The sequence below is a fragment of the Comamonas odontotermitis genome (assembly GCF_040396735.1).
Classification (GTDB): Bacteria; Pseudomonadota; Gammaproteobacteria; order Burkholderiales; family Burkholderiaceae_C; genus Comamonas; species Comamonas odontotermitis_C.
In genome coordinates, this window is the sequence record NZ_JBEBNZ010000001.1 from 90,314 (window position 1) to 102,755 (window position 12,442).

The 12,442-nt window shown below is 61.5% G+C and carries 14 protein-coding genes; 11 read left to right on the forward strand and 3 right to left on the reverse strand.

The features are described from left to right. Window positions 1-21 precede the first annotated feature (21 nt). Both dprA and ACH2DG_RS00425 read right to left on the reverse strand, forming a co-directional pair. A complete protein-coding gene (dprA, locus tag ACH2DG_RS00420; RefSeq protein WP_395023760.1) occupies window positions 22-1,197 on the reverse strand; it encodes a DNA-processing protein DprA in 1,176 nt (391 codons plus the stop codon). Between the two features lie 35 nt (window positions 1,198-1,232). Beyond that, window positions 1,233-2,459, reverse strand: a complete 1,227-nt coding sequence (locus ACH2DG_RS00425; protein ID WP_395023761.1) for a LysM peptidoglycan-binding domain-containing protein — start codon at window positions 2,457-2,459, stop codon at window positions 1,233-1,235. Window positions 2,460-2,631: 172 nt separating this feature from the next. On the opposite strand from ACH2DG_RS00425, the gene def reads away from it, so the two are divergent. The 8 genes from def (at window position 2,632) to ACH2DG_RS00465 (ending at window position 8,721) form a co-directional block, all read left to right on the forward strand. Further along, window positions 2,632-3,153, forward strand: a complete 522-nt coding sequence (def, locus tag ACH2DG_RS00430; RefSeq protein ID WP_224150577.1) for a peptide deformylase — start codon at window positions 2,632-2,634, stop codon at window positions 3,151-3,153. A gap of 1 nt (window position 3,154) precedes the next feature. Beyond that, window positions 3,155-3,703: a hypothetical protein gene (locus ACH2DG_RS00435; protein WP_395023762.1), complete on the forward strand. Its 549-nt coding sequence runs from the start codon at window positions 3,155-3,157 to the stop codon at window positions 3,701-3,703. Between the two features lie 65 nt (window positions 3,704-3,768). Continuing rightward, window positions 3,769-4,755, forward strand: coding sequence for a methionyl-tRNA formyltransferase (gene fmt, locus ACH2DG_RS00440; protein WP_395023763.1), 987 nt, complete (start codon window positions 3,769-3,771; stop codon window positions 4,753-4,755). Further along, complete coding sequence (locus tag ACH2DG_RS00445; protein WP_395023764.1) at window positions 4,752-5,576, forward strand: AzlC family ABC transporter permease; 825 nt, start codon at window positions 4,752-4,754, stop codon at window positions 5,574-5,576. Before fmt ends, ACH2DG_RS00445 begins: the two co-directional genes overlap by 4 nt. Beyond that, the gene (locus tag ACH2DG_RS00450) at window positions 5,573-5,917 is read left to right on the forward strand and encodes an AzlD domain-containing protein (RefSeq protein ID WP_395023765.1); all 345 of its coding nucleotides are present in this window, start codon (window positions 5,573-5,575) and stop codon (window positions 5,915-5,917) included. Before ACH2DG_RS00445 ends, ACH2DG_RS00450 begins: the two co-directional genes overlap by 4 nt. A 193-nt stretch (window positions 5,918-6,110) precedes the next feature. Continuing rightward, window positions 6,111-7,304: a phosphoglycerate kinase gene (locus ACH2DG_RS00455; RefSeq protein ID WP_395023766.1), complete on the forward strand. Its 1,194-nt coding sequence runs from the start codon at window positions 6,111-6,113 to the stop codon at window positions 7,302-7,304. Window positions 7,305-7,513: 209 nt separating this feature from the next. Next, on the forward strand, window positions 7,514-8,146 hold the full coding sequence (locus ACH2DG_RS00460; RefSeq protein ID WP_395023767.1) for a hypothetical protein: 633 nt from the start codon (window positions 7,514-7,516) through the stop codon (window positions 8,144-8,146). Next, entirely contained in the window at window positions 8,143-8,721 is a 579-nt protein-coding gene (locus ACH2DG_RS00465) for a FlgO family outer membrane protein (protein WP_395023768.1), read from the forward strand. The genes ACH2DG_RS00460 and ACH2DG_RS00465 overlap by 4 nt, the downstream gene beginning before the upstream one ends. 158 nt (window positions 8,722-8,879) lie before the next feature. Here the strand turns inward: ACH2DG_RS00465 and ACH2DG_RS00470 are convergent, their stop codons facing one another. After that, window positions 8,880-9,770, reverse strand: coding sequence for a DMT family transporter (locus tag ACH2DG_RS00470; protein ID WP_395023769.1), 891 nt, complete (start codon window positions 9,768-9,770; stop codon window positions 8,880-8,882). 83 nt (window positions 9,771-9,853) lie between these two features. On the opposite strand from ACH2DG_RS00470, the gene pyrF reads away from it, so the two are divergent. From pyrF to ACH2DG_RS00485, 3 genes are all read left to right on the forward strand, one after another. Next, a complete protein-coding gene (pyrF, locus tag ACH2DG_RS00475) occupies window positions 9,854-10,675 on the forward strand; it encodes an orotidine-5'-phosphate decarboxylase (RefSeq protein WP_395023770.1) in 822 nt (273 codons plus the stop codon). Window positions 10,676-10,788: 113 nt separating this feature from the next. Next, window positions 10,789-11,331 carry a helix-turn-helix domain-containing protein gene (locus ACH2DG_RS00480; protein ID WP_224150567.1) on the forward strand — a complete coding sequence of 181 codons (543 nt, stop codon included), beginning with the start codon at window positions 10,789-10,791 and terminating at the stop codon, window positions 11,329-11,331. Between the two features lie 137 nt (window positions 11,332-11,468). After that, the gene (locus ACH2DG_RS00485) at window positions 11,469-12,428 is read left to right on the forward strand and encodes a Bug family tripartite tricarboxylate transporter substrate binding protein (protein ID WP_395024114.1); all 960 of its coding nucleotides are present in this window, start codon (window positions 11,469-11,471) and stop codon (window positions 12,426-12,428) included. Window positions 12,429-12,442 lie beyond the last annotated feature (14 nt).

The window sequence follows — 12,442 nt, forward strand, 5'->3', positions numbered from 1 at the left end:
AACTACTGACTACTGTACCGATCAGCCGCTGATTTGACGCTGGTACAGACCGCCTGGCAGGCGTGCCACCTGGCCTTGCAATTCCAACTCAAGCAGCTGGATCTGCAAGGTCGCTGCATCCCAGCCGGTTCTTGCAGACAGTGTATCCAAATCCGTCGGGTCATAGCCCAATGCTGCAAGCAATGGGTTGGCAGGGGGCTGGGAGCAGGGTGCGCCTGCAACCGCGTCTGCTGCTGCAGACGGCGCATTGCCTACCTTAGTGCAGGAGAGCGCTGGCAGTTCGTCCAGAATGTCTGCGACTGTTTCGACCAGTTTGGCGCCTTGCCGGATCAGTGCATGGCAGCCCTTGCTCTGGGGGGAATGGATGGAGCCTGGGATAGCAAACACTTCACGCCCTTGTTCATTGGCAAGGCGTGCGGTCACCAGCGAGCCAGATTCCGGAGCGGCTTCCACCACCAACGTACCCAGTGCCAGTCCCGAGATGATGCGATTTCGCTTGGGGAAATTCTGCGCCAACGGCGGTGTTCCCAGGTGGTATTCGCTCACGATCAGACCGTGTTCTGCAATCTGCTGGGCCAGTGCATGGTTGTGCTTGGGGTAGACACGGTCGATACCGGTACCGATCACGGCGATGGTCGCCGGGGTTTCAAGAGGCGGTGCTGCCAGAGCGCCCTGGTGCGCAGCAGTATCAATACCCAGCGCCAAGCCAGACACGATGCTCACGCCTTGGCCTGCAAGTGCCTGAGAAAAAGCATGGGCATTGGCACAGCCTTGCGCCGTGGGATTGCGGCTGCCGACGATTGCCAGGGATTTATCTGGCCAAGCCTTGAGCAAACCGTCTGCGCCAAACCATTGCTCATGTCCCAACAGGTACAGCACAACAGGAGGATCGGCGGTTTCCAGCAGGCGGCCCGGGTAGTCTGGGTCGCCCAAGGTGATGATGTGACGCCTTAGCGAAGATGATGGTGCCGCCAGCAGCCATGCGCAGGTTGCTGTTTGCAGGCTACGGACGGTATCCGATGGATGGAGCAGGGCTTTTGTCTGGTTCGCCGAGATGCAGGATTGCAGCGTGGATGCGGGCTGCGCCAGTATCTGCGCTGGCAGGCCAAACTGGGCAAGCAGGCGGCGAACCGACGCATTGCCCAGGCCTGGCGTGGCTGTCAGTTGAATCCAGTCGCGCAGTGCCTGTTCATGCATGGTTCAAGGGCTGCGCGGGTGGGGGCAGATACCTGTCAGGGGCGGTAGTCGGGCGAGATCAGGGCGTCACCGACCTTCACGCCTTCCTTGGCCTCCAGAATCAAGGCGTAGGAAACCTTGTCAAAGGTGCGGAACACCATGGCCAGGCCATTGGCTTCGTTCGGCAGCTTGATCACGGTCTGGTCGGCATCCGTCTTGTCCTTGATACGGGCTCCACGCGTCATCAGGCGGAATACATGGCCCAGTTCCACACCGTCCGCCTGGCCGCGATTGATGGCAATCACGTTGTTGCGGGCGGCGTAGGCTACGGAGTTGCTGCCGTAGATGGAGACCACGCTGCCTTGCAGGTGCTCATCGGGCGCGTGGGGCACGTAGCTCGTCACCTGCAGGCGCGGCATGGGCAGCAGCTTGTCGCCGATACGGATTTCTTCCTTGACCGAAGTCACGTCGAGCGAGGCCGGTACGGGGTCGGTGTGCTGGCGGCCCTTCACATCCAGCGTGGTTTCCTGGCGTTCGCCGGCCACCAACTGGACTTTGCCCAGGTACTGCGCTTCGTAGCCCAGGATGGCGCCGGTTTCCGGATCCTTCATAGGCGTCGCGTTGCGGAACACGCGGTAGAACTGGCGCTCCTGGCCCATTTCCAGCGAGTTGTCGGCCGAGCGCCCATAGACCCGGTCGCCGGGGGAGAGCAGGGCGCGTTCCTGGGTGGCGCCCACCAGGCGCGGCGCTTTTTCGCTTTCACCCTCGCCCAGTACCTCGGGCTCTACCAGGAAGGCTTCGATCAGGCGCTGGTTCACAGCGGGCAATGCGTTGCCAGACAGGCTTTCGCTGCGCACGCGCGGAGAGATGCGGATGACTTCGTCCTCGCCGCTGCGCGAAGTGGCCAGGCGCGCAAATCCATCCTTGCGCTCCAGGTACAGGGTTTGACCCGGGTAAATGAGATGTGGATTGGCAATGGTCTTGAGGTTCATGCCCCACAGCTCGGGCCAGCGCCATGGCTGCTTCAGGTACATGCGAGAGATATCCCACAGCGTGTCGCCGCGCTTGACCACATAGGTATCTGGAGCCTTGGCTGCAAGATCGCTCTCTGGAATACCTTGCGATGCCACTTTTTGTGCAGTGCTGCGTTGTTGGGCGGTAACCGGCAATTGCGATGCTGGTGTTGCCGCAAGGCTGGTGAAACAGACCGATGCGATGGCTGTCGCAACAGCGGTGACGCGCAGATGGCGGAACAGTGGCTGGGTTGGCGTGGATGCTGGCATTGCCGGGTGACTCCCTCACATGCGCTGGCGGGCTGCAGCCGACCAGCGTTCAATCGTTTGTAATTCGCTCTGATTCTCGGGCCAAGCCCTTGATCGATCAATGATTATTGCAAGCCGGGCGGGCATTGGCGAGCAAAAGTGGCGAAAATAACGACATTCACAGATCAAATCCATGACAATTCTGCCGATTCTTTGCTATCCCGACCCCCGTCTGCACAAGGTGGCCAAACCTGTTGCAGTGGTGGACGACCGTATCCGCACGCTCACCCAGGACATGCTGGCCACCATGTATGACGCCAGCGGCATTGGCTTGGCGGCCACGCAGATCGATGTGCACGAGCGTGTCATCGTCATTGACGTGTCCGAAGAGCGCGACCAGCCCATGGTCATCATCAACCCGGAAATTCTCTGGGCCAGCGATGAAAAGCAGATGGGCGATGAGGGCTGCCTGTCGGTGCCCGGCATTTATGACGGCGTCGAGCGCTCGGTGGCCGTCAAGATCAAGGCGCTGAATGAAAAGGGCGAAAGCCGCGAGATCGACGCCGAGGGCCTGCTGGCCATCTGCATCCAGCACGAGATGGATCACCTGATGGGCAAGGTGTTTGTCGAGTACCTCTCACCGCTCAAGCGCAACCGCATCAAGACCAAGCTGGTCAAGCAGCAAAAGCGCGATCTGGCGGACGCGAAAGCCTGATATGCACACGCCCCTGCGCCATGGCACCGCATCCTTTCAAAAGGCAGGCTGCCGTCCCGCAAGCCTTTTGCACAGGCTGTGGGCAGTGCTGGCGGCGGGGCTGCTGCTTGCGGGTTGTGCCTATCCCACCCAGTTCAAGCCGGGCGACAGTGCGCAGGCGGTGCAGGCCAAGCTGGGTGCGCCGTATTCGGTGGTCAAAACCGATGATGGAGGTGAGCGCTGGCTCTATTCCACCCAGCCCATGGGGCGCGAGGCCTTCCAGTTGCGCTTTGGGGCCGATGGCCAGTTGCAGTCCACGACACAGGTGTTGACGGCTGAAAAATTTGGCGCCATCCGCAACGGCCAGTACACCGAGCGGCAGCTGCTGCAGGACTTTGGGCCACCGATGGAAGTCACCCAGGTTTACAGTTTCAAGGGCCGCGTCTTTACCTACCGCTTCTGGGACAATAACATCAAGCGGTTCGCGCATGTGCATATCGATCCGCAGGGCGTCGTGCAAAAGCTGATGTTCATGGACGAGCCCACGCCCGAGCCGCGCCAGCGTGATTAACAGGCGGCTTGCAGCCATTGTGCAAGTCTGCCGATGACAGGGGCCTTGCGCCACCACCAAACGACATGAAAGTAGTATTTGCCGGCACGCCGGAATTCGCCCGTGTGGCGCTCACGCGGTTGCTGGCAGCCGGGTTTGATGTGCCTCTGGTGCTGACTCAGCCTGACCGCCCGGCAGGCCGTGGCATGAAATTGCAGGCATCGCCTGTCAAGCAGTGCGCACTGGACCACCACATTCCCGTCAGCCAGCCGCACAGCCTGCGCCTCGATGGCAAATACCCCGATGAAGCGGCAGCCGCCCGCGATGCCTTGCTGGCGGCGCAGCCCGATGTGATGGTGGTGGCCGCTTACGGACTGATCCTGCCGCAGTGGGTGCTGGATCTGCCTGCCAAGGGCTGCCTCAACATCCATGCCAGCCTTCTGCCGCGCTGGCGCGGGGCGGCCCCCCTCCACCGCGCCATCGAGGCGGGCGATGCCGAGACCGGCGTCACCATCATGCAGATGGATATTGGCCTTGATACCGGGGACATGTGCCTGATCGAGCGCCTGAAGATTGCCGATACCGACACCACCGCCAGCCTGCACGACAAGCTGGCCGAACTGGGTGGGCGCATGATCGTGGAGGCGCTGGAGATGAGCGCCTGCGGCGGCTTGAGTCGCACGCCGCAGCCTGCGCAAGGCGTCACCTACGCGCACAAGATCGAGAAGGCGGAAAGCACCATCCACTGGGGCGACAGCGCCGAGCAGATCGACCGCCGCATCCGTGCGTTCAACCCGTTCCCTGCTGCCTCTACCCGTATCGGCGACGAAGTTGTCAAGCTGTGGGCTGCAGAAATTGATAGCAAAGAGCGCAATCCACAAGCGCACCACGGGCAGATTTTGTCTGTGTCTGATGATGGCGTGGTCGTGGCCTGTGGCAACGGAGCCTTGCGCATCACCGAGTTGCAGCGTCCCGGCGGCAAGCGCTTGAAGGCTGCAGACTTTTTGCGTGGCCATGCACTGCAGGCGGGCCAGATGCTGGGCGACGATCCATCTGCACCGGCGGCTGCATGACCCTGCAGCAGCTGCGCCGCGCAACCGAGCATCCGAGCTTTCGTGCCGGGGTGATCGATATGTCCGGCACCGCAGTCGGCATTGCCGCCTGGGCGCTGGTGACAGGCGTGGCCATGGTCAAGGCGGGTATTTCGGCGCCGATGGCCATTTTCATGTCGCTGGTCGTCTATGCCGGCAGTGCCCAACTGGCCGTGCTGCCGCTGCTGGCTGCGGGCGCGCCGCTGTGGGTAGTGTGGTTCACGGCGGCATGCGTCAATCTGCGCTTCGTCATCCTCTCGAGCATGTGGCGCACCTATTTTGCGCACTTGCCGCTATGGCACCGGCTGTGCATCGGCTATTTCAGCGGCGACGTGATCTTTGTGGCCTTCATGCGCCGCTATAGCGCGCCTGTGCCCAAGCCTCAGCAGGTGTACTACTTCTGGGGTGCCTCGTCGATCAACTTTGTGGCCTGGCAAGGCTTCTCGATTGCCGGCATCCTGCTGGCCAACGTGGTACCGCTTGAGTGGGGCCTGGGCTTTGCCGGGGTGCTGGCGCTGCTGGGCGTGCTGTATTCCATGCTGATTGATCGCGCCACCAAGGTTTCTGCAGTGATTGCCGCCACTGCAGCCATTGCGGCCTACGGCATCCCGCTCAAGCTCAATATCCTGGTGGCGATTGCCTGCGCCGTGACGATCGGCCTCCTGGTAGAGGCCGTCGATCAGCGCGGGCGCAAGCCCAAGATTGTGGTTGTGGCCAAAAGCAAGCCCTTGCCGTCGCCCGGGCCGGAGCAGCCCGATGATGGCACCAGCGCCGTGCCCGTACACGAGGAGCATGTGCGATGAGCGCCGAAGACTGGGAACTGCTCTACCAACTGGCGGCCATCGTCGGCCTCACGGTGATCACCGTCATTACCCGCGCGTTCTTCATGATCCCGAAAAACGAGCTGCCGCTGCCGGACTGGCTCAAGCGCGGCCTCAAATACGCACCGCTCGCGGCGCTCACCGCCGTCATCGCACCAGAGGTGCTGATGACCCAGGGGCACCTCATCACCACGGTGTTGGATGCGCGCATTCCTGCGCTCGTCTGCGCCACCCTCTATTACTTCAAGAAGCGCGGCATTCTGGGCACCATCGTGGTCGGTATGGCGGTGTACCTGCCTCTGCACATTGGTCTGGGTTGGTGATCTGCTATTGATTTTGATGTGGATGCGCTTGCTGGTGGCGCGCTGGTGGCCGATTTTCCTTTGATCTCTATCACTGCTGAGACGCATGCCACCGGGGGCACCTGCGCGTGCCGGGATGGCGCCTCTACAATGGCGGCAATTCCGGCAGCGGCCATGCTGTCCTTCGGTTTTTTGACTCTGTGACGACCACTCCATGAACATCCTCCGTTTCTCCGATCTGTGTGCCCAGGGCAAGGTGCAAGGCAAGCGCGTCTTCATCCGCTCCGACTTGAACGTGCCGTTGAACGATGCCGGCGACATCACCGAAGACACACGCGTGCGTGCGTCGGTTCCCGCCATCGAGATGGCCCTGAAGGCCGGTGCTGCAGTGATGGTGACCAGCCACCTGGGCCGTCCGACCGAGGGTGAGTTCAAACCCGAAGACTCGCTCGCTCCTGTGGCAAGGCGCATGGCCGAACTGCTGGGCCGTGATGTGCCCTTGGTTGCCAACTGGGTCGACGGCGTCGAGGTGCAGCCCGGCCAGGTCGTGCTGCTGGAAAACTGCCGTGTCAACAAGGGCGAGAAAAAGAATGTTCCCGAGCTGGCGCAGAAGATGGCCAAGCTCTGCGATATCTATGTGAACGATGCCTTTGGCACCGCCCACCGTGCCGAAGGCACCACCTACGGCATCGCCCAATACGCACCCGTTGCCTGTGCAGGCCCGCTGCTGTCTGCCGAGATCGATGCCATCAGCAAGGCGCTGGCCAACCCCAAGCGCCCGCTGGCGGCCATTGTTGCGGGCTCCAAGGTGTCGACCAAACTGACCATTCTGCAATCGCTGTCCAACAATGTGGACCAACTCATCGTGGGCGGCGGCATCGCCAACACCTTCATGCTGGCCGCTGGCCTGAAGATCGGCAAGTCGCTGGCCGAGGCCGATCTGGTGGGTGAAGCCAAGGCGGTGATCGATGCCATGGCAGCGCGCGGCGCCAATGTACCCATTCCGACCGATGTGGTGGTGGCAAAGACCTTTGCAGCTGATGCGCCCGCCACGGTCAAGAAGGCGACGGATGTGGCCGACGACGACATGATCCTGGACATTGGGCCCGAGACGGCGGCCAGGCTGGCCGAGCAGCTCAAACAGGCCGGCACCATCGTCTGGAACGGCCCGGTCGGCGTGTTCGAATTCGACCAGTTTGCGGGCGGCACCAAAACCATTGCCGCAGCGATTACCGAGTCGCCCGCTTTCAGCATTGCCGGTGGCGGCGACACGCTGGCAGCCATTGCCAAGTACGGCATCGAAGACAAGATCGGCTACATCTCGACCGGCGGCGGTGCTTTCCTTGAGGTGCTGGAGGGTAAGACACTGCCAGCGTTCGAGATTCTGGAAAAGCGCGCCAACGGCTGAAGGTGACCGGCGGGTGGTGGCTCGTGGCTCCCTAGGGCGGAGCGCTTGCAAGGAGTAAACACTAAAGTGTGAGCAAAAACAACAAAATGCTTCGTTGTGCTCGCACTTTGGATCGTTTTCCTTGTCTTTGCGCCACCACATCTACAACAATGGAACCAAGCATGGGCGGGCATCGGCTCGCCCACATTCCAATTCCGAGGAGGGAAAACATGGCATTGAAAAAGACCATTGGAGCTGCAGCGCTGGCTGGCGCTGTGCTCGCATTGACGGGCTGCGCGGTAGAAGCTCCCGTTCCATACGGCGCAAACTATGCGCAACCAACCCAGATGAAGGTGCGTGCTGCGGGTCACTGGGACCTGATGGCCAGCGACGTGGTCGCAGAAACCATGGCGACTCTGGAGCGCAACGGCCTCAATGCCAAGACGCCGCTGTATGTAGCCCTGCCGCAGAACGCCAGCGCGTTTGATGCAGTGTTCCACGATCTGGTGGTGACCAAGCTGGTGCAGCATGGCGCCTCGGTCTACAACACCCCTGGCCAGCAGCTTGAACTGAACTACGACGCCAAGATCGTGCACCACAATCTGCAGCATGTGGACGGCAATGGCTACAGCCGTGAAGGTTTTAACGGCTTTGGCGCCACCATTGGCGATGCAGATTACCAGCCCGTCACCGCCGCTGGCGCTCCTGCCTACTCGGAAGTGCTGCTGACCTCGACCGTGCTGCGCCAAGGCCAGTACGTGGCGCGCAAGTCCAATGTGTACTATGTGGACAACGCCTCCGTCGGCCAGTTCGCCAAGACCGAAGCCTATCGTGCCGTGAACATGAAGGTGGTGAACAAATGATGATGCGACTGACTTCCATTGCAGCTCTCGCATCTGCCACAGTCCTGGCAGGCTGCACCAGTTGGGGCGTTCCCGCCCAGCCGGTGAGCACGGTTCGCACCGAGCCTACCTACCAGGCTGCAGATGCCAACAACTTCCTGGCGAGCAGCCAGGATGCCATCAACAAGCTGACGGCCACCGTGGCGCCTCAAGCCGTGGGCACGGGCCCCGTGCTGGTGGCCACCGTGGTGAACGTAAACAACACCAATGCGTCGGCCCCATTGGGTCGCACGCTGTCCGAGATCTACGCCAACCAGATGGCGGCACGCGGCTTCCACGTCAAGGAAGTCAAGCTGCGCACCGATCTGTATGTGCGCGAAGGCACTGGCGAGTTGATGCTGTCGCGCGAGATGCGCGACATTGCCCGCAGCCAGAACGCCTCGATGGTGGTGGTGGGCACCTACTCGCCAGCTGCCAACTTCACCTACGTCAGTCTCAAGCTCGTGCGTACCGAAGACAGCCGTATCCTTGCGGGTTACGACTACGCACTGCCCAATGACCGCGACGTAACCCGTCTGGTGAACGCACCTCGTTAAGCCAAGCATGGGCTAGTGCCCATCTGGAGAGCGCAACGCACTATCGTTTTGATAGTGCGTTTTTTATTGCAGATAAGTGCAGAGAACCTGGCTTTGGCGCCGGGACAGCGCTGAGGAACAGCCCGGCGTCATCAGTGATCGCCTGCCAATACGCTGGGTTAGGCTCGGGTGCTGGCTTTGCTCGGCCACAGCACCGAGGCAATGGCCACTACCATCAAGGCCACAGCCGTCCAGTCCTGCCAGTGCAGAACTTCCCCCAGCCACCACGCGCCGCTGAAGACCCCCAGTACCGGGATCATCATCACGCTCAATGTGGAGGCCAATGGCGGCAGGGTGCGCACCAGAAAGAACCAGGCCACCTGTGCAAAGCCAATCACCAGGATGGCATTGAAAAGAATGGCGCCCCAGGCCATTGCATCGGGGGCATGCCACTGCGGGCGTTCCAGCGCCGTGGTCAGCACGCACAGGCAGACAGCGGTTTCCACAGTCATCCAGAAAGCCAGCGTCAGTGTCGGTGCCGGGATTGTGGTGCGCCGCAGCAACTGCGTGCCCAGCGCCCAGCTACCGGCAGCCACCAGCATCAGCGCCACCCCCGTGGGCTTGCCCCCCAGCTTGTCCATCTCATTCCACAGCAGCAGCAACACGCCACCCGCTGCGGCTGCGACACCAGCCCAGGCGCGCGCAGGCAAGCGGTCGCTGAAGAACAGGGCGCCGATGGCCGCTGAAAAAATGGGCATGGTATAGCCCAGAATGGCGGCCCGCCCGCTGGGCAGCAAGGGGATGGCAATGATGATCAAGGTGTGCCACAGCACCATGTTGAAAAGGCCGAGCACCAATAGCCGTCCCCAGTAGCGGCGCTCCACCTTGAAGGGCGTCTTCAGCACCACCAGCAAGGCCGCCAGCAGGGGCAGACCGATGAGCATGGAGCTGGCGCGGAAAGCCAGCGGAGGGAAATGCTGCACGCCCAGTTTCATCACCGGCCAGTTCAGACCCCAGACCAGGGTCAGCAGTGTCAATGTAATCAGTTGTTTTCGCGACAGGGTAGGCATGGGCAGCGATGGTAACTGCAATCCCCGCATGGCACAGTCAGCTGCGCAAAAGCCATGGAGGGCGGCCTTTTACAATACGGGTCATGCCATTTATTGACCAGCTGCGCGCCGCAGCCACCCAAAACAATTCCATGCTGTGCGTGGGCCTGGATCCTGAACCCGGCCGCTTTCCCGGGGCCATGAAGGGCGATGCGTCCAGAATCTATGATTTCTGCGCCGCCATCGTGGATGCCACCCACGATCTGGTCAACAGCTTCAAACCCCAGATTGCGTACTTTGCGGCCCATCGCGCCGAGGACCAGCTGGAAAAGCTGATGACCCACATGCGTGCCGTTGCACCCCATGTGCCGGTGATTCTCGACGCCAAGCGCGGCGACATCGGATCGACCGCCGAGCAATACGCCAAGGAAGCCTTTGAGCGCTATGGCGCCGATGCGGTGACCTTGTCGCCTTTCATGGGCTTTGACTCCATCACGCCCTATCTGAAATACGAAGGCAAGGGCGCCTTCCTGCTGTGCCGCACCTCCAACCCGGGTGGTGATGACCTGCAGGCCCAGGTGCTGGCCGATGTGCCCGGCAACCCCCGGATGTTCGAGCATGTGGCCCAACTGGCCCAGGGCCCGTGGAACACCAACGGCCAGCTCGGCCTGGTGGTGGGCGCCACACGCCCCCAGGAAATCGAGCGCGTGCGTGCGCTTGCACCGTCGCTGCCCTTGCTGATTCCTGGCGTGGGCGCGCAGGGTGGCGATGCCGTGGCCACGGTCAAGGCCGCACGGATCGGGGGCGGCCCCATCGTTATCAATTCCTCGCGTGCGGTTCTGTACGCATCTCAGGGCGATGACTTCGCGCAGGCGGCGCGTCTGGCTGCGCAGCAAACGCGGGATATGCTGAACGCAGTGGACTGAGGGGCACTGTCCAGTGCCTGTCGGCTCTCTGTCGTGCGGATGGCGGCCTGCTGGCGTGGTGCAGCACACGGAAACTTGGCACATTGCAGTGGCGATGTTTCAGGAGAAATGACATGCTGGTTCAAAAACTGCGTTTGCAACGAGGGTGGTCCCAACAACAGCTGGCCGAACTGAGCGGCCTGAGTGTGCGAACCATTCAACGTATCGAGCAAGGCAGTGGTGCCACGGTCGAGACCTGGAAATCGCTGGCGTCCGTCTTTGAGGTGGACTTTCAGCAATTACGAGGAGTTCCGGCCATGCATGCATCCGAACAGACAACGGGCAGCCCAGACGCTGACAACGCTTTACCGCCAGCCCCAGCGCCAATGACCACTGCAAGCGACCAGCAGCGCGCGCAGGAAGAATGGCTGGCAATGCGCCATGTGCGCAAACTGGGTCGCTTTTACCGGCAGTTGATGCTATATGTCGTTGTCATCGCCGTACTGGCCCTGGTCAATGCATTCACGCAGCGCCACTACTGGTGGGTGGTGTGGCCCGCATTCGGCTGGGGCCTGGCGTTGCTGTTGCAAGCCAACAGGCTGTTCCAGTGGGTGCCGTTTCTCGGCTCGGATTGGGAACGCCGCCAGGTGGAAAAGCGATTGAACCGGCCGCTATAGTGCGTGGGGTGTGATCAATCTTTTGGATTGGTCTGCCTCTCCTTTGTGGGCACAATGGGGCATGGCTGGTGTGGCACTTTCCGGTGTCTGCGCCGCACAAGGATGAAACCATGCATAACTTTTTGAAGCGCCGGCACATGATGCCGGTTTTCTGCGCTGCGGCGCTCGGCACGCTGGCGATCCCGGCACTGGCCGCAGACAACTATCCCAGCAAGCCCATTACCATCGTGGTCGGCTATCCGCCCGGTGGCAGCACCGATCTGGTAGGGCGCCTTGTGGCGACTGAACTGTCGGATCGATTGAAACAACCAGTCGTGATCGAGAACCTGGGTGGGGCGGGCGGGGCCATCGGTGCGCAAAAAGTAGCCAAGGCCGCAGCGGATGGCTATACCCTGCTGGTATCGGCCAACAACGAAATGGCGATTGCGCCGTTGATCAACAAAGCCGTCAAATACGACGTGTTCAAGGATTTTGTGCCAATTGGCCTGGTGGCCACCCAGCCGATGGTCCTGGTGGCCTCCCATTCCACCGGCGTCAAGAACGCCAATGACTTCATCAGGCTGGTGGCGGCGAATCCGGGCAAGTACAGCTATGGCAGCTCTGGTGTCGGCACCGCCTTGCACCTGGCCGGTGAAATGGTCAAGCAAAGTGGCGGCCTGGACATGATCCATGTGCCCTACAAGGGCGTGGCGCCGCTGACGAACGATCTGGTGGGCAACAACCTCGAGTTCGGCGTATTCGTGCTCTCATCGGGCCTGCCGCACATCAAGGCGGGCAAGGTGGTGGCGCTGGGCACCACCGAGGCGAAACGCTCCAGCGTGACGCCGGATATCCCGGCCCTGGCCGAGAACCCGCAGTTCAAGCATGTGGACATCAATAGCTGGTTTGCACTGATGGGGCCGGCCAAGCTACCAGCACCGGTCGCTGCCAAGCTCAAGGCTGCGTTGAATGACACCCTGCAGTCGTCCGCCTTCCGCACCAAGATGGAGGCAACCGGCAATGTGCTGGCATCGCCCAAGGTCGACATGACAGCCTTCCTGAAGACGGAAGTCGCCAAGTACAAGAAGATCGTCGACGCCGCCAACATTGAGGAATGACGCAGGCTTGGGAC